The 22,074-nt window shown below is 71.2% G+C and carries 24 protein-coding genes and 1 tRNA gene; 21 read left to right on the top strand and 4 right to left on the bottom strand.

Translation table 11 applies throughout. The annotated features are described in order from the left end of the window. Window positions 1-728: aminoglycoside N(3)-acetyltransferase (locus tag DMH12_RS25675; protein ID WP_148107544.1), on the bottom strand; the 728-nt coding region annotated here is incomplete at its 3' end. A gap of 160 nt (window positions 729-888) precedes the next feature. On the opposite strand from DMH12_RS25675, the gene DMH12_RS25670 reads away from it, so the two are divergent. From DMH12_RS25670 to DMH12_RS25610, 13 genes are all read left to right on the top strand, one after another. Then, window positions 889-1,647: a metalloregulator ArsR/SmtB family transcription factor gene (locus DMH12_RS25670; protein ID WP_125493827.1), complete on the top strand. Its 759-nt coding sequence runs from the start codon at window positions 889-891 to the stop codon at window positions 1,645-1,647. Further along, window positions 1,644-3,065 (top strand): Fe-S cluster assembly protein SufB, encoded by a 1,422-nt coding sequence (gene sufB, locus DMH12_RS25665; RefSeq protein WP_122614852.1) that lies wholly within the window; start codon window positions 1,644-1,646, stop codon window positions 3,063-3,065. Before DMH12_RS25670 ends, sufB begins: the two co-directional genes overlap by 4 nt. Window positions 3,066-3,125: 60 nt before the next feature. Then, the gene (gene sufD / locus DMH12_RS25660) at window positions 3,126-4,310 is read left to right on the top strand and encodes a Fe-S cluster assembly protein SufD (RefSeq protein ID WP_125493826.1); all 1,185 of its coding nucleotides are present in this window, start codon (window positions 3,126-3,128) and stop codon (window positions 4,308-4,310) included. After that, the gene (locus tag DMH12_RS25655; RefSeq protein WP_064727285.1) at window positions 4,307-4,624 is read left to right on the top strand and encodes a non-heme iron oxygenase ferredoxin subunit; all 318 of its coding nucleotides are present in this window, start codon (window positions 4,307-4,309) and stop codon (window positions 4,622-4,624) included. The genes sufD and DMH12_RS25655 overlap by 4 nt, the downstream gene beginning before the upstream one ends. A 7-nt stretch (window positions 4,625-4,631) precedes the next feature. Beyond that, the gene (sufC, locus tag DMH12_RS25650; protein WP_114531887.1) at window positions 4,632-5,396 is read left to right on the top strand and encodes a Fe-S cluster assembly ATPase SufC; all 765 of its coding nucleotides are present in this window, start codon (window positions 4,632-4,634) and stop codon (window positions 5,394-5,396) included. Further along, entirely contained in the window at window positions 5,393-6,649 is a 1,257-nt protein-coding gene (locus DMH12_RS25645) for a cysteine desulfurase (RefSeq protein WP_125493825.1), read from the top strand. The genes sufC and DMH12_RS25645 overlap by 4 nt, the downstream gene beginning before the upstream one ends. Window positions 6,650-6,666: 17 nt before the next feature. Next, entirely contained in the window at window positions 6,667-7,137 is a 471-nt protein-coding gene (sufU, locus tag DMH12_RS25640; protein ID WP_114531885.1) for a Fe-S cluster assembly sulfur transfer protein SufU, read from the top strand. Beyond that, entirely contained in the window at window positions 7,134-7,466 is a 333-nt protein-coding gene (locus DMH12_RS25635) for a metal-sulfur cluster assembly factor (protein ID WP_125493824.1), read from the top strand. Before sufU ends, DMH12_RS25635 begins: the two co-directional genes overlap by 4 nt. Before the next feature lie 95 nt (window positions 7,467-7,561). Then, a complete protein-coding gene (locus DMH12_RS25630; protein WP_125493823.1) occupies window positions 7,562-7,882 on the top strand; it encodes a multidrug efflux SMR transporter in 321 nt (106 codons plus the stop codon). Next, window positions 7,882-8,436, top strand: coding sequence for a TetR/AcrR family transcriptional regulator (locus DMH12_RS25625; RefSeq protein ID WP_125493822.1), 555 nt, complete (start codon window positions 7,882-7,884; stop codon window positions 8,434-8,436). The genes DMH12_RS25630 and DMH12_RS25625 overlap by 1 nt, the downstream gene beginning before the upstream one ends. A gap of 65 nt (window positions 8,437-8,501) precedes the next feature. Further along, window positions 8,502-9,491, top strand: coding sequence for a 2,3,4,5-tetrahydropyridine-2,6-dicarboxylate N-succinyltransferase (gene dapD, locus DMH12_RS25620; protein ID WP_125493821.1), 990 nt, complete (start codon window positions 8,502-8,504; stop codon window positions 9,489-9,491). A gap of 143 nt (window positions 9,492-9,634) precedes the next feature. Continuing rightward, complete coding sequence (locus DMH12_RS25615) at window positions 9,635-10,693, top strand: GTP pyrophosphokinase family protein (protein WP_125493820.1); 1,059 nt, start codon at window positions 9,635-9,637, stop codon at window positions 10,691-10,693. A gap of 137 nt (window positions 10,694-10,830) precedes the next feature. Then, entirely contained in the window at window positions 10,831-11,061 is a 231-nt protein-coding gene (locus DMH12_RS25610; protein WP_125493819.1) for a hypothetical protein, read from the top strand. On the opposite strand, the gene dapA is transcribed toward DMH12_RS25610, so the two are convergent. Further along, entirely contained in the window at window positions 11,046-11,972 is a 927-nt protein-coding gene (dapA, locus tag DMH12_RS25605) for a 4-hydroxy-tetrahydrodipicolinate synthase (RefSeq protein ID WP_185832526.1), read from the bottom strand. The genes DMH12_RS25610 and dapA overlap by 16 nt on opposite strands. Window positions 11,973-12,141: 169 nt before the next feature. Between dapA and DMH12_RS25600 the strand changes: the two genes are divergently transcribed. The 3 genes from DMH12_RS25600 (at window position 12,142) to DMH12_RS25590 (ending at window position 13,860) form a co-directional block, all read left to right on the top strand. After that, a complete protein-coding gene (locus DMH12_RS25600) occupies window positions 12,142-12,561 on the top strand; it encodes a phage holin family protein (protein WP_125493817.1) in 420 nt (139 codons plus the stop codon). Beyond that, the gene (locus DMH12_RS25595) at window positions 12,558-12,983 is read left to right on the top strand and encodes a DUF3618 domain-containing protein (protein ID WP_122614841.1); all 426 of its coding nucleotides are present in this window, start codon (window positions 12,558-12,560) and stop codon (window positions 12,981-12,983) included. The genes DMH12_RS25600 and DMH12_RS25595 overlap by 4 nt, the downstream gene beginning before the upstream one ends. A gap of 172 nt (window positions 12,984-13,155) precedes the next feature. Continuing rightward, window positions 13,156-13,860 carry an antibiotic biosynthesis monooxygenase gene (locus DMH12_RS25590; protein WP_125493816.1) on the top strand — a complete coding sequence of 235 codons (705 nt, stop codon included), beginning with the start codon at window positions 13,156-13,158 and terminating at the stop codon, window positions 13,858-13,860. Window positions 13,861-13,882: 22 nt separating this feature from the next. Here DMH12_RS25590 and DMH12_RS25585 read toward each other — a convergent pair whose 3' ends face one another. Next, window positions 13,883-15,724: an endonuclease/exonuclease/phosphatase family protein gene (locus tag DMH12_RS25585; protein ID WP_125493815.1), complete on the bottom strand. Its 1,842-nt coding sequence runs from the start codon at window positions 15,722-15,724 to the stop codon at window positions 13,883-13,885. 289 nt (window positions 15,725-16,013) lie between these two features. On the opposite strand from DMH12_RS25585, the gene DMH12_RS25580 reads away from it, so the two are divergent. The 5 genes from DMH12_RS25580 to DMH12_RS25565 all read left to right on the top strand — a co-directional run bounded on the left by DMH12_RS25580 (window position 16,014) and on the right by DMH12_RS25565 (window position 21,754). After that, the gene (locus DMH12_RS25580) at window positions 16,014-17,441 is read left to right on the top strand and encodes a hypothetical protein (protein ID WP_125493814.1); all 1,428 of its coding nucleotides are present in this window, start codon (window positions 16,014-16,016) and stop codon (window positions 17,439-17,441) included. Between the two features lie 151 nt (window positions 17,442-17,592). Continuing rightward, window positions 17,593-19,056: a PhoX family protein gene (locus tag DMH12_RS25575; protein WP_125493813.1), complete on the top strand. Its 1,464-nt coding sequence runs from the start codon at window positions 17,593-17,595 to the stop codon at window positions 19,054-19,056. A gap of 45 nt (window positions 19,057-19,101) precedes the next feature. Further along, window positions 19,102-19,171, top strand: a tRNA-Ile gene (locus tag DMH12_RS39205). A gap of 383 nt (window positions 19,172-19,554) precedes the next feature. Next, a complete protein-coding gene (locus DMH12_RS25570; protein ID WP_125493812.1) occupies window positions 19,555-21,156 on the top strand; it encodes a TROVE domain-containing protein in 1,602 nt (533 codons plus the stop codon). A gap of 37 nt (window positions 21,157-21,193) precedes the next feature. Then, window positions 21,194-21,754, top strand: coding sequence for a TetR/AcrR family transcriptional regulator (locus tag DMH12_RS25565; protein ID WP_185832525.1), 561 nt, complete (start codon window positions 21,194-21,196; stop codon window positions 21,752-21,754). Window positions 21,755-21,793: 39 nt separating this feature from the next. Here DMH12_RS25565 and DMH12_RS25560 read toward each other — a convergent pair. Then, the coding region (locus DMH12_RS25560) for a TerD family protein (RefSeq protein WP_148107543.1) at window positions 21,794-22,074 on the bottom strand (281 nt) is incomplete at its 5' end.

The following is a 22,074-nucleotide window of genomic DNA, read 5'->3' as shown; positions in this document are numbered from 1 at the left end:
GGGAACAGGCGTGCGGGGCCCCCGCCGATGGCGCCGCGGGCGACCGGCCGGTCGCGTTCGAAGTCGTGGCCGAGTTCGTCGAAGCGGTCCGACGTGATCGACACCTCGGTCACCCGCTCCCAGCCCACCGGCCCCGGGCGCCCCACCTCCACCAACGGGGAGGGGGTTCGGTATTCGGCCAGGTGGAAGGCGGTGCACGCCTCGTAGCCCGCGCCGAGCAGCAGGACCCGGGCGCCGAGCCCCTCCAGCGTGGCCAGCGGGCTGCGCTCGCCGAGCCGGCAGTCGGTCGCGTGGCCCTCGACCACCTCGGCGGCGCGCGCCCCGAGGGCCGCGAACGAGGTCTGCGGATGGGCGCTGCGCAGGGCGCCGGGCCAGGTGCGGACCGTCTCGGGGATCACCCCGACGCCGCGCGAGGGCGTGATCAGCGGGTCGTAGGCGGGCGTCGCGGTGCGGACGGTGTCCCACCACTCCTCGGGCACCGGAGGGCTGGTCCACAGGGCCGGGTCCGACAGGTCGCCCGTCTGCGTCGGGACCACCAGCGTGCCGACCGGACCGAGGGCGTCGAGCAGTCCCTGGACCACCGCGACCGGCCCTCCGCAGACCCAGCCGAGTGAGCTGAGGGAGGTGTGCGCGAGGAGCGTGTCGCCGGTCCGCACACCCAGCTCGCGCAGTCCCGCCGCGATGGTGCCGCGGGTGACGAGTGGGCCGGTCGGAGGGGGTGTGGGCATGCCGGGGAGTGTCCCGCAGGCACGCTCGGAACGCCACCGAATTGATCGATCAAAGATCGTTTCCGCAGGTCAGATTAGGTATACCTAAGTGACGCAGGGCACCGTAGGAAGATCCGGACGCGGCTTGCCCGCCTCCGAGGAATTACGCAACAATGGCGTTGTGAAAAACGTTGGCGAGGCTCCGCAGGAGGAACTCGCGACCGGTGAGCGGTCCACCCGCAACCGTGTCGCGCGCTCCATCCTGGACCACGGGCCGTCGACGGTCGCCGAACTCGCCGGGCGCCTGGGACTCACCCAGGCGGCGGTCCGGCGCCACCTCGACGCCCTGGTCGCCGACGACGTGGTCGAGGCACGCGAGCAGCGGGTCTACGGCACGCGCACGCGCGGACGCCCCGCCAAGGTCTTCGCGCTCACCGACTGCGGCCGCGACGCCTTCGACCAGTCGTACGACAAGCTGGCCGTGGACGCCCTGCGCTGGATCGCCGAGCGGGAGGGCGGGGAGCAGGCGATCGCCGCCTTCGCCCGGGCCCGCATCGCCGCTCAGGGCGGCGCCTACCGCGAGGCGGTCGAGTCCGCCCCGCCCGAGGAGCGCACCGAAGCCCTGGCCAGGGCCCTGAGCGCGGACGGGTACGCTGCTACCGCGCGGAGCGCACCCCATCCGCAGCAGGGCGAGCAGCTGTGCCAGCACCACTGCCCGGTCGCCCACGTCGCAGAGCAGTTTCCGCAGCTGTGCGAGGCGGAGACGGAATTTTTCGCCGAGCTGCTCGGTACGCATGTACAGCGGCTCGCGACCATCGCGCACGGCGACGGGGTCTGCACCACGTTCATTCCGAAGACCTCGCACGCGCCGCCCGCGGCGCACACGTCCAAGAACACCGCTAACGCATCTGCAAGCACGGCCGGGAGGAACCCCGCATGACTCTCCCCACGGAGACTGCCCACCCCGAGCTCGAGGGCCTGGGCAAGTACGAATACGGCTGGGCCGACTCCGACACGGCCGGCGCCTCTGCCAAGCGCGGCATCAACGAGGACGTCGTCCGCGACATCTCCGCGAAGAAGAACGAGCCGGAGTGGATGACCAAGCTCCGCCTCAAGGGCCTGCGCCTCTTCGAGAAGAAGCCCATGCCGAACTGGGGCTCGGACCTGTCGGGCATCGACTTCGACAACATCAAGTACTTCGTGCGCTCCACGGAGAAGCAGGCGGAGTCCTGGGAGGACCTGCCCGAGGACATCAAGAACACGTACGACAAGCTCGGCATCCCCGAGGCGGAGAAGCAGCGCCTCGTCGCCGGTGTCGCCGCGCAGTACGAGTCGGAGGTCGTCTACCACCAGATCCGCGAGGACCTGGAGGAGCAGGGCGTCATCTTCCTGGACACCGACACGGCCCTGAAGGAGCACCCCGAGCTCTTCAAGGAGTACTTCGGGACCGTCATCCCCGTCGGCGACAACAAGTTCGCCTCGCTGAACAGCGCGGTGTGGTCCGGCGGCTCCTTCATCTACGTGCCGAAGGGCGTGCACGTCGAGATCCCGCTCCAGGCCTACTTCCGTATCAACACGGAGAACATGGGCCAGTTCGAGCGGACCCTGATCATCGTCGACGAGGGTGCCTACGTGCACTACGTCGAGGGCTGCACGGCGCCGATCTACAAGAGCGACTCGCTGCACTCCGCCGTGGTCGAGATCATCGTCAAGAAGAACGCCCGCTGCCGCTACACGACCATCCAGAACTGGTCGAACAACGTCTACAACCTGGTCACCAAGCGCGCCGTGGCGTACGAGGGCGCGACCATGGAGTGGATCGACGGCAACATCGGCTCCAAGGTGACGATGAAGTACCCGGCCGTCTACCTGATGGGCGAGCACGCCAAGGGCGAGACCCTGTCCATCGCCTTCGCGGGCGAGGGCCAGCACCAGGACGCCGGCTCCAAGATGGTCCACATGGCGCCGAACACGTCGTCCAACATCGTCTCGAAGTCCGTGGCGCGCGGCGGCGGCCGTACGTCCTACCGCGGTCTCGTCGAGATCGGCGAGGGCGCGCACGGCTCCAAGTCGAACGTGCTGTGCGACGCGCTGCTCGTCGACACCATCTCCCGCTCCGACACGTACCCCTACGTGGATGTCCGCGAGGACGACGTGTCCATGGGCCACGAGGCGACCGTCTCCAAGGTCTCCGAGGACCAGCTCTTCTACCTGATGAGCCGCGGTCTGACCGAGTTCGAGGCGATGGCGATGATCGTGCGCGGCTTCGTCGAGCCGATCGCGAAGGAGCTGCCCATGGAGTACGCCCTCGAACTCAACCGGCTGATCGAGCTGCAGATGGAAGGCGCGGTCGGCTGAGGTCCGTCCTTCGCAGCACTCCCCGATTTCTTGACGCAGGAAGAGAGCAGACCGACAGCCATGGCTGAGGCTCAGAACATCCCCGTGGGGTCCACCACCGCGGGCCAGATCGCGGTGGCCGCCGAGTCGACCGTCGCCACGCGCATGAGCGCGCCCGCGTCCTTCGACGTGGCGGACTTCCCGGTCCCCCACGGCCGCGAGGAGGAGTGGCGGTTCACGCCGCTGGAGCGGCTGCGCGGGCTGCACGACGGCACCGCGGTCGCCACCGGCGACGGCGTGAAGGTCGACGTCGAGGCGCCCGAGGGCGTGGTCGTCGAGACCGTCGGCCGCGACGACGCGCGCATCGGCCGGGCCGGTACCCCGGTGGACCGGGTCGCCGCCCAGGCGTACTCGGCGTTCGAGAAGGCCGGTGTGATCACCGTCCCCAAGGAGACGGTCCTCACCGAGCCGATCCGCATCGCCGTGCACGGCGAGGGCGGCACCGCCTACGCCCACCAGGTCGTCGAGCTGGGCGCCTTCGCCGAGGCCGTGGTCGTCATCGACCACACCGGTGACGCGGTGCTCGCCGCCAACGTCGACTACGTCCTGGGCGACGGCGCCAAGCTGACCGTCGTCTCCGTCCAGGACTGGGACGACAAGGCCGTGCACGTCGGCCAGCACAACGCGCTGATCGGCCGGGACGCCGGCTTCAAGTCCTTCGTCGTCACCTTCGGCGGCGACCTGGTCCGGCTGCACCCGCGCGTCGCCTACGCGGGACCCGGCGGCGAGGCCGAGCTGTTCGGCCTGTACTTCACCGACGCCGGCCAGCACCAGGAGCACCGCCTCCTGGTCGACCACAACGTCCCGCACTGCAAGTCCAACGTCGTCTACAAGGGCGCGCTCCAGGGCGACGACGCGCACGCGGTCTGGATCGGCGACGTGCTGATCGAGGCAGCGGCCGAGGGCACCGACACCTACGAGATGAACCGCAACCTCGTCCTCACGGACGGCGCGCGGGTGGACTCGGTGCCCAACCTGGAGATCGAGACCGGCGAGATCGTCGGCGCCGGCCACGCCTCCGCCACCGGCCGCTTCGACGACGAGCAGCTCTTCTACCTGATGGCGCGCGGCATCCCCGAGATCGACGCCCGCCGCCTGGTGGTCCGCGGCTTCTTCGCCGAACTCGTCCAGCAGATCGGTGTCCCGGACATCGAGGAGCGCCTGATCGCCAAGATCGAGGAAGAGCTGGAGGCGTCGGTCGCATGACCTTCGTACGCGTCTGTGGAGCGGACGAGCTGGAGGAGGACACCCCCAAGCGGGTGGAACTCGACGGCACGCCGATCTCCGTCGTGCACACCGAGGGCGAGCTGTTCGCGATCCACGACATCTGCTCGCACGCGAACGTCTCGCTGGCCGAGGGCGAGGTCGACGACTGCCACATCGAGTGCTGGCTGCACGGCTCGCGCTTCGACCTCCGTTCCGGCAAGCCCGACAGTCTTCCGGCGACGCGCCCCGTCCCCGTTTACCCCGTAAAGATCGAAGGGGACGACGTGCTCGTCTCCCTCACCCAGGAGTCCTGAGGCACCCATGGCAACGCTTGAAATCCGAGACCTGCACGTCACCGTCGAGGCCGACAACGCCACGAAGGAGATCCTCAAGGGCGTCGACCTCACCGTGAAGCAGGGCGAGACGCACGCCATCATGGGCCCGAACGGCTCCGGCAAGTCGACCCTCGCCTACTCCCTCGCGGGTCACCCCAAGTACACGATCACCAGCGGCACCGTCCTGCTCGACGGCGAGGACGTCCTGGAGATGTCCGTCGACGAGCGCGCCCGCGCCGGCCTCTTCCTCGCCATGCAGTACCCGGTCGAGGTCCCCGGCGTCTCGGTCTCCAACTTCCTGCGCACCTCCGCCACCGCCGTCCGCGGCGAGGCCCCCAAGCTGCGCACCTGGGTGAAGGAGGTCAAGGAGGCCATGCAGAACCTCAACATGGACCCCGCCTTCGCCGAGCGCAACGTCAACGAGGGCTTCTCCGGCGGTGAGAAGAAGCGCCACGAGATCCTCCAGCTGGAGCTGCTCAAGCCGAAGGTCGCGATCCTCGACGAGACCGACTCCGGCCTCGACGTCGACGCCCTGCGCGTCGTCTCCGAGGGCGTCAACCGCGTCCGCGAGACCGGTGAGGTCGGCACCCTGCTGATCACCCACTACACGCGCATCCTGCGCTACATCAAGCCCGACCACGTCCACGTCTTCGCCAACGGCCGGATCGCCGAGTCCGGCGGCCCCGAGCTGGCCGACAAGCTCGAGGCCGAGGGCTACGAGGCATACACGAAGGGTGGCGCATCCGAGTGACACAGCTGCCGGGCCTCCTCGACACTGAGGCGATCCGCAAGGACTTCCCCATCCTGGACCGCCAGGTCCACGACGGGCGCAAGCTCGTGTACCTGGACAACGCGGCGACCAGCCAGAAGCCGCGGCAGGTGCTGGACGCGCTCAGCGAGTACTACGAGCGCTACAACGCCAACGTCCACCGCGGTGTGCACGTCCTCGCCGAGGAGGCCACGGCGCTGTACGAGGGCGCGCGCGACAAGGTCGCGGAGTTCGTCAACGCGCCCTCGCGGGACGAGGTGATCTTCACCAAGAACGCCTCGGAGTCGCTGAACCTCGTCGCCAACATGCTGGGCTGGGCCGACGAGCCGTACCGCGTGGACCACGAGACCGAGATCGTCATCACGGAGATGGAGCACCACTCCAACATCGTGCCGTGGCAGCTGCTCGCGCAGCGCACCGGCGCGAAGCTCCGCTGGTTCGGCCTGACCGACGACGGCCGCCTCGACCTGTCCAACATCGACGAGGTCATCACCGAGAAGACGAAGATCGTCTCCTTCGTGCTGGTCTCCAACATCCTGGGCACCCAGAACCCGGTCGAGGCGATCGTGCGCCGCGCCCAGGAGGTCGGCGCGCTCGTGTGCGTCGACGCCTCCCAGGCCGCGCCGCACATGCCGCTGGACGTACAGGCCCTCCAGGCCGACTTCGTGGCCTTCACCGGCCACAAGATGTGCGGCCCGACCGGCATCGGCGTCCTGTGGGGCCGCCAGGAGCTGCTGGAGGACCTCCCGCCGTTCCTCGGCGGCGGCGAGATGATCGAGACCGTCTCGATGCACTCCTCCACGTACGCCCCGGCGCCGCACAAGTTCGAGGCGGGCACGCCCCCGGTCGCGCAGGCGGTCGGTCTGGGCGCGGCGATCGACTACCTGCAGTCGATCGGCATGGACAAGATCCTCGCGCACGAGCACGCGCTGACCGAGTACGCGGTCAAGCGGTTGCTGGACGTCCCCGACCTGCGCATCATCGGCCCCACCACGGCCGAGGAGCGCGGCGCGGCGATCAGCTTCACGCTCGGCGACATCCATCCGCATGACGTGGGCCAGGTCCTCGACGAGCAGGGCATCGCGGTCCGGGTCGGCCACCACTGCGCCCGCCCCGTCTGCCTGCGCTACGGAATTCCTGCGACCACGCGAGCGTCGTTCTATCTGTACTCCACGCCGGCCGAGATCGACGCACTGGTCGACGGTCTGGAGCACGTACGGAACTTCTTCGGCTGACGGGACGAGCGAAGAGCATGAAGCTGGACTCCATGTACCAGGAAGTCATCCTGGACCACTACAAGCACCCGCACGGGCGGGGCTTGCGGGATGGCGACGCCGAGGTCCACCACGTCAACCCGACATGCGGCGACGAGATCACCCTCCGTGTGAAGTACGACGGCACGACGATCAGTGACGTCAGCTACGAGGGACAGGGCTGCTCGATCAGCCAGGCGAGCGCCTCCGTGCTGAACGACCTGCTGGTCGGCAAGGACCTCGCCCAGGCGCAGCGGATCCAGGAGACCTTCCTGGAGCTGATGCAGTCCAAGGGCAGGATCGAGCCCGACGACGAGATGGAGGAGGTCCTGGAGGACGCGGTCGCGTTCGCCGGGGTCTCGAAGTACCCGGCCCGGGTCAAGTGCGCCCTGCTGAGCTGGATGGCCTGGAAGGACGCGACGGCCCAGGCGCTGGACGGCGCCGACGCCGAGAAGGAGACGACGGCATGACTGAGACCGTGGAAATGAAGCCTGCCTCCGAGGAAGAGGTCCGCGAGGCCCTGCTGGACGTGGTGGACCCCGAGCTGGGCATCGACGTCGTCAACCTGGGCCTGATCTACGGCGTCCACATCGACGACGCGAACATCGCGACCATCGACATGACCCTGACGTCGGCGGCCTGCCCGCTGACGGACGTGATCGAGGACCAGGCCAAGTCCGCCACGGACGGCCTCGTCAACGAGCTGCGCATCAACTGGGTCTGGATGCCGCCATGGGGCCCCGACAAGATCACGGACGACGGCCGCGAGCAGCTGCGGGCGCTCGGGTTCAACGTCTGAGACGGTCTGAGCCGCACCGCTCTCCAGAACGGCGACGCCCATCGGGCGTCGCCGTTCTCGTGCCGTCGGTCCCTCCGTTATGTACGCTCGTACACATGGGATATCTGCTCCTGGCCGGAGCCATCGCCGCCGAGGTCGCCGGAACCACCGCCATGAAGTACAGCGAGGGCTTCAGCAGGCTGGTCCCCTCGCTGCTGACGGCGCTCGGGTACGTGCTCTCCTTCGCGCTGCTCGCGCAGACCCTGAAGGTGCTGTCCGTCGGCACCGCCTACGCCATCTGGGCGGGCGTGGGCACCGCCGCCATCGCCACGATCGGGGTGGCGTTCATGGGGGAGGGGATGACGCTCACCAAGGCCGCCGGGATCGCGCTGATCATCATCGGGGTCGTCGTCCTCAACCTGGGCGGCGCGCACTGATGTCCCGCCGCTACGACCCCGAGCGGCGCCAGCGCCTCATCGACGCGGCGATCCGGGTGGTCGGCCGCAAGGGCATCGCCGGCCTCAGCCACCGCACGGCCGCCGCCGAGGCGGACGTACCGCTGGGCTCGACGACGTACCACTTCGCGACGCTGGACGAGCTGCTGGTCGCCGCCCTGCGCCAGGCCAACGAGGGCTTCGCCAAGGTCGTGGCCGCGCACCCGGGTCTGTCCGATCCCGATGCCGACCTGCCGGGCGAACTGGCCCGCGTGCTCGGCGAGTGGCTGGCCGGGGACCGCACGGGCGTGGAGCTGGAGTACGAGCTGTACCTGGCCGCGCTGCGCCGCCCCGCCCTGCGTCCGGTGGCGGCGGAGTGGGCCGAGGACGTCGCCGGCCTGCTCTCCCACCGCACGGACCCGCTCACGGCGCGGGCGCTGGTCGCGCTGATGGACGGCGTCTGCCTCCAGGTGCTGCTGACGGACACGCCCTACGACGAGGAGTACACGCGGGAGGTACTGGCCAGGGTGATCCCACCGACCCCACCGGGCCGGTGACCGCGGGGCGAGACGGCCGCGGGGTCGGCTCGCATCGGTGGGCGGCGGCCGGTTAGGTTGCCCTCATGACCGACACGACTGCTCCCCGCACCACCGGCGCCGTGGCCGCCGGGCTCGCCACCATCGCCGCCGACGGCACCGTCCTCGACACCTGGTTCCCGGTCCCCGAACTGTCCGCCGAGCCGGGCCCGTCCGGCACCCAGCGCCTCACGGCCGAACAGGCCGCCGACCTTCTCGGCGCCGGCGCGACCGCCGCGGTCGGTCCGGACGCCCGCCGCGGTGTCGAGGTGGTCGCGGTCCGTACGGTCATCTCCTCGCTGGACGAGAAGCCGGTCGACACGCACGACGTCTACCTGCGCCTGCACCTGCTCTCCCACCGCCTGGTCAAGCCGCACGGCCAGAGCCTGGACGGCATCTTCGCCCACCTCGCCAACGTCGCCTGGACCTCGCTGGGCCCGGTCGCCGTCGACGACATCGAGAAGGTCCGCCTCAACGCCCGCGCCGAGGGCCTGCACCTCCAGGTGACCTCGATCGACAAGTTCCCCCGCATGACGGACTACGTCGCCCCCAAGGGCGTGCGCATCGCCGACGCCGACCGCGTCCGCCTCGGCGCGCACCTCTCCGAGGGCACGACCGTGATGCACGAGGGCTTCGTCAACTTCAACGCGGGCACCCTGGGCACCTCGATGGTCGAGGGCCGCATCTCCGCCGGCGTCGTCGTCGGCGACGGCTCCGACATCGGCGGCGGCGCCTCCACCATGGGCACCCTCTCCGGCGGCGGCAACGTGCGCATCGTCATCGGCGAGCGCTGCCTGGTCGGCGCCGAGGCGGGCGTGGGCATCGCGCTCGGCGACGAGTGCGTGGTCGAGGCGGGCCTCTACGTCACCGCGGGCACCCGCGTGACGATGCCCGACGGCCAGGTCGTCAAGGCCCGCGAACTCTCCGGCGCCTCCAACATCCTCTTCCGCCGCAACTCGGTCACGGGCACGGTCGAGGCCCGCCCGAACAACGCGGTGTGGGGCGGCCTGAACGAGATCCTCCACAGCCACAACTGACCCGACCCGGTCCCCGGGCAGCGCCCCCGCGGACGGTCTCCGGGCCGTTCGGGAGGGCGCTCTCGTGGTTCTGGGGGGAAGCGCCGTCCGGGGCCGGGGTCCTCTGGGAGGATGTGACGTCCAGTCACACGGGGGAGGGGTGCGTGAAGGAGGAGACGGGGTCCGGGACGGATTGGACCGCCGCCTACTCGGCGGTGCGCGACACGTACGAGCGGTACTGCGAGAAGCTCCAGGATCTGCTCGCGCTGGTGCTGGACACGTACGGCATCGAGTACGTGCAGATGGAGGGCAGGGCCAAGGACGTCGCGAGTTTCACGGAGAAGATCCAGCGCAAGGGCGGGAAGTACGGCGATCCGCTGGCCGAGGTGACGGATCTGGCGGGGATCCGCATCATCGCGTACTACGTGGAGGACGTCGAAAGGATCGCGAGCATCATCCGGCGGGAGTTCTCCGTGCTGGAGGAGCACAGCGGTGACAAGCAGGCGGAGCTCGCGGACAACGAGTTCGGGTACGCGTCGTTCCATCTGGTTCTGGAGCTGGCCGAGAAGCGGAGTTCACTTCTCGAGTGGCAGGAGTTCGCCGGCCGCAAGGCGGAGATCCAGGTGCGGACGGCGCTGCAGCACGCGTGGGCCGCGGTCAACCACAAGCTGGACTACAAGAAGTCCCAGGACAGCCCCAGGGAGTTGCGGCGGCGCCTGTTCCGGCTGAGTGCCCTCTTCGAGCTGGCGGACGAGGAGTTCTCGAAGATCAGGCTCGAGGGGCAGCGGATCTCCGCCGACTACGTCCGCGAGGTGCGCAGCGGCACCTACGACCTGGAGGTCAACGTCGACTCCGTGACGGCGTGGATCCGGGAGGACCCCCTGGTGGCGCGGGTGCGGCAGGTCGCCCACCGGATCGGCTGGCCGCTGCTCGGCGACTCGGACCCCGTGCCGCCCGTGGACCGCAGGGACCTGGTGCACTTCCTGAACACGCAGGACATGACCCGCATCGGTGACCTGCGGGACGCCCTGGACCAGGGCGAGAACCTGATCGAGCCCGTCCTCAGACGGTTCATCGACGACGAGGAGGAACCGCACCCCACCTCCATGGAGGACCTGATGACCCAGTTCCTCCTCGTGTACAAGAAGGCCCCCGTGGAGGTCTGGAACGCCTACTACGAGCCCACGGACGCGTTCTCGGCGGCGCGCGACCTGGTGCCGTAGGGGGCGTTCGCGCGATCGTGACCCCGCGCGCCCCCGCACGTACGGATGACGGCGCGTGACCTCGCGGCGGACTTGGCGGATGAACGGGTGGACGCAGAGTCCGATCAGACGCCGATCCGACGAGACGAGGACCTGGTATGACGAACGAGCGGGCGAGGACCATGGCGCGCTGGCTGGCCGGGACGGGGGCCGCCGTGCTGGTGTGCTGGGTTCCGGCGGGGGCCGCGCACGCCGACGAGACGACGACCGGTTCGCACAACGGCCCCCGGGTCGGGCTCCTCAACGTCCACGTCGGGCAGATCGACGACCCGGCGGAGGACGTGCTGGAGCACACCCTGCTGTTCGGCGACGGCTACGCCTGGAACTGAGCCGCCCCGGACGTCAGTCCGCGCCAGGCCGCCAGCAGTGCGGCGGTCGTCTCCCGGTCCGCGGCCCGCAGGGGTGCGCGGACCGGGCCGGACGGCAGGCCCAGCGCGCCGAGCAGCGCCTTCGTGGTGACCGTGCCGGGCAGGCCCGCCGCCATCATCGGCTCGATCAGGGCGAGCGCCCGGCGCTGGAGGCGTGCGGCCCCTCCGGTGTCCCCCGCGTCGAAGGCGTCGAGGAGGGCGCGGAACAGTCCCGGGACGACGTTCGCGACCGTGCTGACGTAGCCGGCGGCGCCGAGCGCGTACAGGGCGAGGATCTGTTCGTCGCAGCCCGCGTAGTACGCCAGACCGGTGCGGGACATGACCTTCTGGGTGCCCAGCAGGTCGTAGGAGCAGTCCTTGACGGCGACGACGCGCGGGTGGTCGGCGAGGCGGACGAGAGTGTCGGGCTCGATGCGGGTGCCGGTGCGGCCGGGGATGTCGTACAGGGCGAGGGGGAGTCCGCAGGCGTCCGCGATCTCCCTGAAGTGCGCCTCCAGGGCGTCCTGCGGGGGTCGGCTGTAGTACGGCGCGACCACCAGCAGTCCGTCCGCGCCGGCCTTCTCCGCGGCCAGGGCCAGCTCGACGGTGTGCCGCGTGTCCGCCGTGCCCACCCCGGCGACCAGTGCCGCACGGCTGCCGACCGCCTCCCGCACCGCCGTCACCAGCGCCGACTTCTCGGCGTCCGTGGTGGTCGGCGACTCGCCCGTGGTGCCGGACAGCACCAGGCCGTCGCAGCCGGCCGCCACCAGCCGGTCGGCGAGCCGCTGGGCGCCGTCGAGGTCCAGCGCCCCGGAGTCGGTGAAGGGCGTGATCATCGCGCACAGGGCACGGCCGAAGGGGGGAGGAACGGGGCGGTCGCCGTCTGTCGTCATGGGAGTAGTGTCGGCAGCCCGACGCTGTAGCTCCACTTAATTTTTCTACGAGATATGCGTAAGAAATACTGTAGGAATGGAGTGCGGACCGGCCGGGGACCAGGGCAGGGGTAGCGCCCGGCGGCGCGGGGTACCCGGGGTGCTTCCAACCGAGAGGAGGAGGTACACCGTGACCGGAACCATGCACACCAGGCCGGTGCACGACGAGCACCATTCCGTGGGCGAACTCGTCAATCAGGCCACCGAGCAGCTCTCCCGGCTCGTGCGCCAGGAAGTGTCCCTCGCCAAGCTGGAGCTGGCGGAGAAGGGCAAGCGTGCGGGGCGCGGCGGCGGCATGCTCGGTGCCGCGGGCGCCGTCGCGTACGTCGGCCTGTTCGCCCTCGCCGGCACGGCCACCGCCGCGCTCTCGCTGGTGTTGCCCGTGTGGGCCGCGGCGCTCATCGTGACGGCGGCGCTCTTCGTGATCGCCGGCATCCTCGCCGCGACCGGTCGCGCCCAGCTCCGTCGAGCCGTACCCCCCAAGCCCGAGGAGGCCCTCGGCAGTGTCAGGGCCGACGTGGACCAGATCAGGGAAAGGGCGCATCGATGACCGACGCGACGAGCGGGGACCGCCCGAGGACCGGTTCCACCGCGCAGCCCACCGGGGCCAAGGGCCCCGACGAACTGCGCAGGCAGATCGAACAGACCCGCAGCCAGCTCGGTGACACCGTGGAGGAACTGGCGGGGAAGGCGGACGTGAAGGGCCGCGCCAAGGCCCGGGCAGCCGACCTGCGGGACAAGGCCGGCGCCATGACCGTGCAACTGCGCAGTTCCGCCTCGCACGCGGGCCACACCGTGCAGGACAAGGCGGGCCGGGCCGGTCACTCCGCCGAGGAGCACGTGCCGGACCGGGCGCGCGGCGCCGTACGGACGGGGCTGGGGCATCCGCGGGTACTGCTGGTCGCCGGCGCGGCGGCGTGCGCCCTGGCCACGGCGGGCGTGCTGCGCCACCGCCACCAGGGGCACCGCTGAACCACGGCACGCACGGGCACGCGAGCGACGAGGGGCACCGCCCACGGGGTGCCCCTCGTCGCTCGCGTCGTACCGGCCGTCGTGGCGGCACCGGGCGGCACTTGACCTCAACCAAGGTCGAGGTCACAGGGTGGTGCGTGCACCCGACGACCACCGACCAGTGGAGGCCGGCATGACCCGCCGTACCGACGCACACCCCGTACTCGACCGTCCCGACGTCCAGTCGCCCCTCTTCAGCACCTGGCGGGTGGGCACCCCCGAACGGCAGCGCCGCACCGTCGAAGCCGTCGCCCGCACCTGGGAGCGCCGTCCCTGGCCCGCGGACGGCCTGCTCGGCTACCACGTCTACACAGGTCACGACGGCACCACACTGCTCCACCACTCGCAGTGGGCGAGCGAGCACGCCTACGAGGCCTTCACGAAGACCCACCGGCAGGAGCGCGTCGACGAGATCGACACCGCAGTACCGGGCATCGAGCGGCTCGGCCTCGGCCGGTACCGGCGCTACCGCAGCGGCACCCGTGAGAACGGGACCGCGCCCGTCCCCGGGTGCGTCGTGATCGTCGACATCGAGTTCGAGAGCCCCGACCCCGACCGGCAGCGCGCCTGGGTCGACGCCGTCTTCGAGGCACTGGAGAGCGATCCGGAGCAGCACTCCGGCGGCATCTCCGCCCACTTCCACCTCAGCACCGACGGCACCCGCGTCCTCAACTACGCGGAGTGGGAGAGCGCCCAGGCCCACATCGACGCCCTCGCCGCACCCGGCGCGGGGATCGGCTCGGCGACGGCCGCGTGGCGGCGGGTCCAGAACTGGCCGGGCCTGAAGAGCAGTACGGTCGCCCGCTACGACCACGCCCTCGGCCTCGTACCCCGCTGAACCCGCCCCACCACGGCTCAGGTCACGGACGGAACCGCAGCACCTGCGGGTCGTGGTCGCTGACCTGGTCGTGGAACTCGGCGTTCACGTGCACGCTGTCGTACGACAGCCGCCCCGCCCACCGGATCGACGGGCTGACCAGGATCTGGTCGAGGACCTGGCTGTTGCCCTGGTAGACGTACGAGTAACGCTCGCTCCTCGGCAGCGACTTGACCGCCGACCACAGGGCGCCGCCGTCCTCCAGGACGCGCGCGGTCTGCGAGAACTCGAAGTCGTTGATGTCGCCCAGCGCGACGACGTCGGCGTTCCGCTGCGCGGAGAGGATGTCCTTGACGAAGGTGTTCACGGCCTTCGCCTGGAGGTGCCGCTGGGTCTCCGAGGAGCGCGACGGCGGCTGGTACTGCGCCGTCAGGCCCTGGTCGCCGCCCTTGGAGTTGAAGTGGTTGGCGACGACGAAGACGGTGCGGCCGCGGAAGACGAACTCGCCCGCCAGCGGCTTGCGGCTGTTCTCCCAGGCCGGGTTCGCCGGGTCGACCCGACCCGGGGAGTGCCTCAGCTCGGCCTCGCCGCGCACCCTGCGCACGCCCGTCGCGGTGGTCGCGTCGCCGCCCGGGCGGTCGGTGAACGAGACCCGCGCGGGGTTGAACAGGAAGGCCTGACGGATGTTGCCGCCGGGCTCGCCGCCGTCCGCCTTGTCGACGGGGTCGATGCCCCGCCACTCGTAGCGCGGGCCGCCGGCCGCGGCGATCGCGTCGATCAGGCTGCCGACCGTCGCGTCGGCGGCCACCGTGCCGTCGTCCGTGGCGCCGTTGTTGTCCTGGATCTCCTCCAGGGACACGATGTCGGGCGACTTCAGGTTGTGCACGATCGCGTCGGCGTGCGCGGCGAAGGTGTCGTCCGACGGGTCGAGGTTCTCGACGTTGTACGTCGCCACCGCCAGTTCCCGGTCGCTCTGCGGGCGGGTCGACTCACGCTCGGTGCCCCCGCTCTCCAGGGCGCCGATCTCGCTCGCCACCAGCGTGTAGCCGCCGTACTGGTTGTAGTCGAGCGGCCCCGCGGTGGTGCCGGCGAGCGTGTCGCCCACGTTGGCGTCGGGGAAGTCGGCCGGCTTGCCGAGCGACTGGATCTGGAGCCGCCCGGTGTTCTGGGCGTCGTAGGAGCCGTAGACGGCGCCGCCGCGGCGGTTCCGGTTCTCCCAGGGCTTCACCGTGACCCACAGCTCGGTGTACGGGTCGGAGGCGCCGGCCACCCGGGCGTCGGCGACCCGGACGGTCATGCCCTCCAGCGACTCGTAGCGGTCCAGGGCGTACCGGTCGGGGCGCAGCCGCAGGCCGTTGACGGACCCGTTCGCCGCCGGGTCGCCCTCGGGGGCGTACGCGCGCGGCACGGAGCGCGCGGAGAGGGTGGTCGGCGCCGGGAGCGGGTTGCCCCCGGAGACGACGGTGACCGTCGGGCGGGTGATCTCCGTCAGCGACTGGTTGCCCGAGGACGTGCCGCCCGGGACGTACTCCGAGACCGTGCCCGAGACGGTGACCGCGTCACCGACGGCGACCGCCGGGGCCGCGTTCGTGAAGACGAAGACGCCCTCGCTGGTGGCCGGGTCGGCGTCGGGCCGCGGATCCTGGATCCAGAACCCCTTGGAGGAGCCGTAGCCGCGGACGCCGGTGACGATTCCGGCCACGTCCGCGACCTGCTTGCCCGCGTACGGCGACAGACGGGTGGTGCCCTGGACGTCGTGGACCCGCACCGGGCCTTCGGAGGCGGAGCCGGCCCGCGCGGGCGAGGTCAGGACGACGGTGGACGCCGCCGAGCACACTGCGGCGACGGTGAGCGCGGCGAGGCGCTTGGAGGACTTGCTGGCCAACGGGATCCCTCCGGGGACGTGACGTGGCGCCGGGACGAGGGTGGACGGCGGGGGCCACAGGGCGCACGGACCCGCGTCACACACGTGTCCCCCCGCTCTTCCCCCGCTTTCTACGCGCGTCAATCTCGTGCCTGGCCACGCGCGTTGTCAAGGTTTCGGCCATGTACGCCGCCCGACGGGGAGATGAACCGGGCGGCATGGGTGGAAACCCGTCTAGGCTGGGCCGTCGAGCCGTACGGCATCCGGATTCGGCCGTACGGCGGTCAAGGCGCGCGAGGAGAAACAGCCGATGTCAGACAGCTCCACCCTGCCGCCCGCACGGCTGCGCACCGAAGCGGAGCTGGCCCGCGAGGCACTGTCCACGCCGGTCCTCGCCCGGGCCGCGCGGCTGGCCCGCTGGGCCGGGGCGGACACCCGCGTCGACGCCGGGGGCGGGCTCGTCGAGGAACAGCTGCCGGCCGCCGCCGAGCAGCTCGGACTGACCGGCGACGACGCCGCGGCGTACGCGAGCGAGGCATGGCGGATCGCCGTGGACACCGGGCTCGTCGAGATCACCGACGAGGAGGCGGGCACCGTCGCCGCGGGCGAGGACCTCGCCCTGCTGACCGGCGGCTCGCCGCAGGACGTGCTCGGGCTGTGGGTCACCGCCCTGGAGGCCGTCCTCGCCGACGCGAGCGTCCCCGACCTCGACGACCTGGTCGACGCCATGGCCGAGGGCGGCGAGGTCGACCTGTCCTCCCTCGACTGGGACCCGGAGGCCGAGGCCGAGTTCCTCGACGGCGTGCTCGGCAACCTCTACCTCCTCACCGTCGGCGAGGAGGGTCCCGGCGAGGCGCCGGTGCCGCTGCCCGCGCTGGCCGCCTCCGTGATCGTGCCCAGCGACATGGGCGAGCCCAGCAACGAGGTCCTGGAACAGGTGTCGGACGCGATGATGCGCCTGGACGACCAGTTCCGGATGCTGGAACCGGTCGGGCTCGTCGAGTACCAGCCGGTCGACGAGGCCCTGATGGCCGACGCCGACGAGGAACCCGCGGCACCCGTCGACGAGACCGACGTCGCCCGCTACGGCATGGTGCGGCTCACCCCGCTGGGACTGTACGGACTGCGCGCCCGGCTGCTGGACGCCGGCTTCGACGCACCCGCCGTCGGTGACCTGGCCGACAAGGGCGCCGACGCGCTCCTCGACGGCACCGCCCCCTTCCCGCCCGCCGCCGCGCACGCCGAGACCGAACTGTGGCTGGCCGGGCGGAGCCCGCTGGACGCCGCCCGCGAACTCCTCGCGGCGGCCCGCGGTTCCGACCCCGGAGCACCCCTGCGCCGGCTCCGCTGCCAGCAGGCCCTCTCGCTCGTCGGCACGGAGGCCGAACCCGCGCTGCGCGAGGTCCTCGACGACGCCGAACTGGGCGGCCTCGCCCGGGTGTGGCTCACCGAGCACGGTGCTCGGGACGTGCCCGCGCCGCCGCAGGAGATGGTCTTCTGGCTGACCGTCGACACCCTCGCCGCACAGCTCGCGGCCGAGGGCAACTCCGAGGAACTCCGGGGCCTGGTGGAGGGCCTGGCCCGGCAGCACAGCGGCTTCTTCGACACGGCCTGGCGGGTCGAGCACCCCGCCACACCGGACGTCCTGGAGGCGATGGGGCGGCTGCACCCCGACAAGAAGATCGCCAAGGAGGCCCGCAAGGCGGCGTTCAAGGCGCGGTCGCAGCAGGGCGGCTGAGCGGCGCGGCGCGGGCGTGCCCGGAGAGGTCTCCGCCAGTTCAACTCCCGTTCAGTGACGGGCGGGATCCCTGTTCAGCGACGGGCGGAACCGTGACGCCGGACCGAGGTCCGCCCCCCTCCACGGCACGCCCACCGTCACAGGAGACACCATGTCGCTCACCCGCAGGGACTTCGCCAGTCGATCCGCGCTCACCGGCGCCGGAGTGGCACTGGCGGGCAGCGTCGGCGCCCTCGCCACCGCCCCGAACGCCCTCGCGTCCACGGAGGCCGAGAGCGCGGCGGACGAGCACGGCAGCGACCACGACCACCACCACGGCGGCGTCGGCTACGGGCCGCTGATCCCCGACCCCGACGGCATCCTCGCGCTGCCCGCCGGCTTCCGCTACGAGATCATCACCTACTCCGGGCGGACCAGGCTGGAGTCGGGCGAGTACACCCCGTCCAACCACGACGGCACCGCCGCCTTCGACGGCCCGCGCGGCACCACGCTCCTCGTCAACAACCACGAACTCGGCGGCCACCGCGACGACTGGCCGCACCCCGTCCCGCTCGCCGAGGGCCTCGTCTACGACCCGGCCGCCGCCGGCGGCTGCACCGTCGTCGAGGTCCGGCGCGGCGGCCACGTCGCCGAATGGGTCGGCATCGCCGGCACCGCCACCAACTGCGCCGGCGGCAGCACTCCGTGGGGAACCTGGCTGACCTGCGAGGAGACCGAGGACAGGGCCGGCGAGGAGGGGATGACCAAGGACCACGGCTACGTCTTCGAGGTCGACCCCGAGGACCGGCGCGCCAACCGGGACCCCAAGCCCGTCAAGGCGCTCGGCCGCTACGCCCACGAGGCCGTCGTCATCGACCCCAGGCGCGGCCACGCCTACCTCACCGAGGACGCCTCGGGACCCAACGGCCTGCTCTACCGCTGGACCCCGCCGGAGCACTTCCGGCACGGCCGGGGGCGGCTGCGCGGCCTCGCCGACGACGCCGGGGTCCTCCAGGCCTTCAAGTGCTTCGACTCCGGCGGCAGGTTCGTCGACGACCTCTCCCGGGCGACCAGGACCGGCACGGTCTACGGTGTCGACTGGGTCGACGTCCCCGACCGCGACGCGCGGACCACTGCGGTGCGCAAGCAGTTCGCCGCCGGGGAGGTCACCCGCGCCCGCAAGCTGGAGGGCATGTGGTGGGCGGACGGCGGCACGTACATCGTCTCCTCCTACGCCCGTGACGAGAGCCCGGGCCGCCCGCACGACGGGCAGGTCTGGTTCTACGACCCCAAGCGCCGCACCCTGACGCTCAAGGTCCTGCTCGGCGTCAACGCCGACCCGTCCGCCGACGGCGCCTTCGACGGGCCCGACAACATCACCGTCTCCCCGTACGGAGGCCTGGTCATCGCCGAGGACGGCGAGGGCGTCCAGCACCTCTTCGGCGCGACCGACAGCGGACGCACCTACCCCATCGCCCGCAACGAACTGAACCTCGGCACCGAGGACGACCCCGAGTACAGCGAGTTCACCGGCGTCACCTTCTCGCCCGACGGCCGGACCCTCTACGCCAACATCCAGACGCCGGGCATCATGCTGGCGATCACGGGGCCGTGGAAGCGCCAGAAGCGCCGGTAACTAATTCGCTCGCCCGAACGGCGGCCGCCCTTTTAGAGTGATGAACGTCCAGGTGCGAAGGCAGGACCTACTTCCACTGATAATGGGGCGGTCGCGGGTTCGAGTCCCGTCACCGGCACAACGCGCCGGTGTAGCTCAGGGGTTGGAGCACCTTGTCGGTTCCGCCGACCTGAACTCTGGACACCCACAACTTCATGCACCTCCCGGTGCGCGGGCCGCGGCTACTTCTTCTCTCAAAAGAATCCCATGCCGCCGCCCACTTGATCTCGGGAGGCCCAGCAGTCGAAGGGTGCCCGGTGCGCAGGCAGCGGATACTTCCTTTGATCGGACGGTTGCGGGTTCGAATCCCGTCATCGACTTCGGGTCGGTGTAGCTCAATTCGGCAGAGCATCCGCACAGTCCCGTCGCCGATTTCGACCTCGGGCACCCTTACGCTGCCGTGCCTCCCTCCGGAAATGTTCGAGATTTCGGGCTTTCGAGAATTCGGGGGAATTCACCATGGCGCGTTTCAACACCAGGACCGCGAAGGCGCGGCCCACCTCGCGCGTGACCTCGACGGGCCGCGTGCTGCGCACCTGCGAGGGCGGCCGGGGCACCGAGCGCGACGCGCGCTCCGAGCTCTACCTGCTCGCGGTCGCCAACTTCGTCTCCCAGCAGACCTTCTACGAGTCCGGCGCCGCCCGCGACGACCGCTTCGCCACGCTGGTGCGCGAACTCGCGGTCGCCGACCCCTCCTGGACGGCCGGCCTGCTCGGCTGGCTGCGCGGCGAGGGCAACCTGCGCACCGCCTCGATCGTCGGCGCCGCCGAGTACGTCAAGGCGCGGCTCGACCACGGTGTCACCGAAGGACCGGCGAACCGGCAGGTCGTCGCCTCCGTGCTGCGGCGTCCCGACGAGCCCGGTGAACTGCTCGCGTACTGGACCGCGACGTACGGCCGCGCCGTGCCGAAGCCGGTCAAGCGGGGGATCGCCGACGCCGTACGGCGGCTCTACCACGGCAAGTCGCTGCTGAAGTACGACACCGCGTCCAAGGGCTACCGCTTCGGTGACATCCTCAACCTGGTGCACGCGGCGCCCGACCCCGACAAGCCGTGGCAGGGCGAGCTGTTCCAGTACGCCCTCGACCGCCGGCACCACCCGGACACCGCGGTGCCGCCCGCCTCGAACCGCGTCCTGACCGCGCACCGCGAGCTGATGGCGCTGCCCGCCCCCGAGCGGCGAGCGGTGGTCACGGCACCCGACGGTGCCGAGCGGCTCGCGGCGGCGGGCATCACGTGGGAGATGCTGGCCGGCTGGCTCCAGGGGCCGATGGACAAGGCCGCCTGGGAAGCGGTGATCCCGTCCATGGGAGCGATGGCGCTCGTCCGCAACCTGCGGAACTTCGACGAGTCCGGTGTCTCGGACGAGGTCGCTGCCCGGGTCGCGGCGCGGATCAGCGACCCGGCCGAGGTGGCGCGCTCGCGGCAGTTCCCCTTCCGCTACCTCGCCGCCTACCGGCACGCGCCGTCGCTGCGCTGGTCGTACCCGCTGGAGCGGGCGCTCGGCCACTCGCTGGCCAACGTGCCCGCGCTGGGCGGCCGGACGCTGGTCCTCGTGGACCGGTCGGGCTCGATGTTCTACTCGCGGATGTCGGACCGCTCCGAGCTGACCCGGGCCGACGCGGCCGCGGTCTTCGGCACGGCGCTGGCGCTGCGGGCGGCCGACGCGGACCTGGTCGAGTTCGGTTCGTCGAGCAACCGCGTGACGTACCGCAAGGGCGAGTCGGTGCTGAAGGTCCTGGAGCGCTTCGGCGACCTCGGCGGCACCGACACCACCGAGGCGGTGCGGCGCCACTACAAGAAGCACGACCGGGTGCTGATCGTCACCGACGAGCAGTACACGTACAGCAGGCGCGGCGACCCGACCGAGCAGGTCCCGGCGCACGTGCCCGTCTACACCTGGAACCTGGCCGGGTACCGGGCGGGCCACGGTCCCTCGGGCCGGGCGAACCGGCACACTTTCGGCGGGCTCTCCGACGCCGCGTTCCGGATGGTTCCGCTGCTCGAGGCCGGCCGGGACGCCGACTGGCCCTGGGACGCCCGGGACGAGCACGCGCGGTAGGGTGCCCGGAAGGTTGCCCGCTGTGCAGGGAGGGGCTGTGGCGCAGGTCAGGCCCATGCGGGCGGACGCCCGGCGTAATCGTGAGAGGTTGCTGGCGGTGGCGGCGGAGGCGTTCGCCGAGCACGGGGAGGGTGCCTCCCTGGACGACATCGCCCGGCGTGCCGGGGTCGGCGTCGGCACCCTCTACCGGCACTTCCCGACGCGGCAGGCGCTGCTGGAGGCCGCCTACCTGGAGCGCCTGGAGGCGATCGCGGCGCGCGCCGACGTGATCGCGGCCGCCCGGCCGCCCGGGGCGGCGCTCGTGGCGTGGCTCGACGAGCTGGCCGTCGGGATGCTCCAGGTGCGCGGCCTCAAGGCGCTGCTCGGTACGGCCGTCACCGGCGGTGGACCCGCGTGCGGCGACTGTGTGCGCGGCGCGGCGACCCGGCTGGTGCGGGCCGCGCAGGAAGCCGGTGCGCTGCGGGCCGACGTGGAGCCGGTCGAGGTGCTGCGGCTGCTGCGCGGCGTGGTGACGGCGGCCGAGGCGGCCGACGAGGTGGACGGGACGGCCGTACGGCGGTACCTGTTTCTGCTCATGGAGGGACTGGGGCAGGTCTAGGGGCGCCCGCGGCCGGGCGCCCCCAGGCGGCCCCGTCGCCTACAGCGCCTGCGCGGCCGGCTTCACCATGCCGCGGACCGTGCGGGACTTGACGAAGTCGCCCATGGCGGTCATCTCCCACTCGCCGGAGTACTGGCGGATCAGCTTCGCCATCATCACGCCGGTCTGCGGTTCGGCGCTGGTGAGGTCGAAGCGGACCAGCTCCTCGCCGCTCGCGGCGTCGATGAGACGGCAGTAGGCCTTGGCGACCTCGGTGAACTTCTGGCCCGAGAACGAGTTCACCGTGAAGACCAGGCCGCTGACCTCCTGCGGGAGCCGGC

Origin of the sequence: Streptomyces sp. WAC 04229, assembly GCF_003947455.1 — a bacterium.
Classification (GTDB): Bacteria; Actinomycetota; Actinomycetes; order Streptomycetales; family Streptomycetaceae; genus Streptomyces.
This window is presented reverse-complemented; position numbering and strand designations above follow the sequence as displayed.

Excerpts from the sequence above, each read along its gene's own strand:
- DMH12_RS25610 (WP_125493819.1), top strand. The coding sequence starts at position 10,831 with ATGACGAACGAGCGGGCGAGGACCATGGCGCGCTGGCTGGCCGGGACG.
- sufB (WP_122614852.1), top strand. The coding sequence starts at position 1,644 with ATGACTCTCCCCACGGAGACTGCCCACCCCGAGCTCGAGGGCCTGGGC.
- dapA (WP_185832526.1), bottom strand. The coding sequence starts at position 11,972 with ATGACGACAGACGGCGACCGCCCCGTTCCTCCCCCCTTCGGCCGTGCC.
- sufU (WP_114531885.1), top strand. The coding sequence starts at position 6,667 with ATGAAGCTGGACTCCATGTACCAGGAAGTCATCCTGGACCACTACAAG.
- dapD (WP_125493821.1), top strand. The coding sequence starts at position 8,502 with ATGACCGACACGACTGCTCCCCGCACCACCGGCGCCGTGGCCGCCGGG.
- DMH12_RS25655 (WP_064727285.1), top strand. The coding sequence starts at position 4,307 with ATGACCTTCGTACGCGTCTGTGGAGCGGACGAGCTGGAGGAGGACACC.
- DMH12_RS25635 (WP_125493824.1), top strand. The coding sequence starts at position 7,134 with ATGACTGAGACCGTGGAAATGAAGCCTGCCTCCGAGGAAGAGGTCCGC.
- DMH12_RS25570 (WP_125493812.1), top strand. The coding sequence starts at position 19,555 with ATGGCGCGTTTCAACACCAGGACCGCGAAGGCGCGGCCCACCTCGCGC.
- DMH12_RS25575 (WP_125493813.1), top strand. The coding sequence starts at position 17,593 with ATGTCGCTCACCCGCAGGGACTTCGCCAGTCGATCCGCGCTCACCGGC.
- sufC (WP_114531887.1), top strand. The coding sequence starts at position 4,632 with ATGGCAACGCTTGAAATCCGAGACCTGCACGTCACCGTCGAGGCCGAC.
- DMH12_RS25580 (WP_125493814.1), top strand. The coding sequence starts at position 16,014 with ATGTCAGACAGCTCCACCCTGCCGCCCGCACGGCTGCGCACCGAAGCG.
- DMH12_RS25625 (WP_125493822.1), top strand. The coding sequence starts at position 7,882 with ATGTCCCGCCGCTACGACCCCGAGCGGCGCCAGCGCCTCATCGACGCG.
- DMH12_RS25595 (WP_122614841.1), top strand. The coding sequence starts at position 12,558 with ATGACCGACGCGACGAGCGGGGACCGCCCGAGGACCGGTTCCACCGCG.
- sufD (WP_125493826.1), top strand. The coding sequence starts at position 3,126 with ATGGCTGAGGCTCAGAACATCCCCGTGGGGTCCACCACCGCGGGCCAG.
- DMH12_RS25590 (WP_125493816.1), top strand. The coding sequence starts at position 13,156 with ATGACCCGCCGTACCGACGCACACCCCGTACTCGACCGTCCCGACGTC.
- DMH12_RS25630 (WP_125493823.1), top strand. The coding sequence starts at position 7,562 with ATGGGATATCTGCTCCTGGCCGGAGCCATCGCCGCCGAGGTCGCCGGA.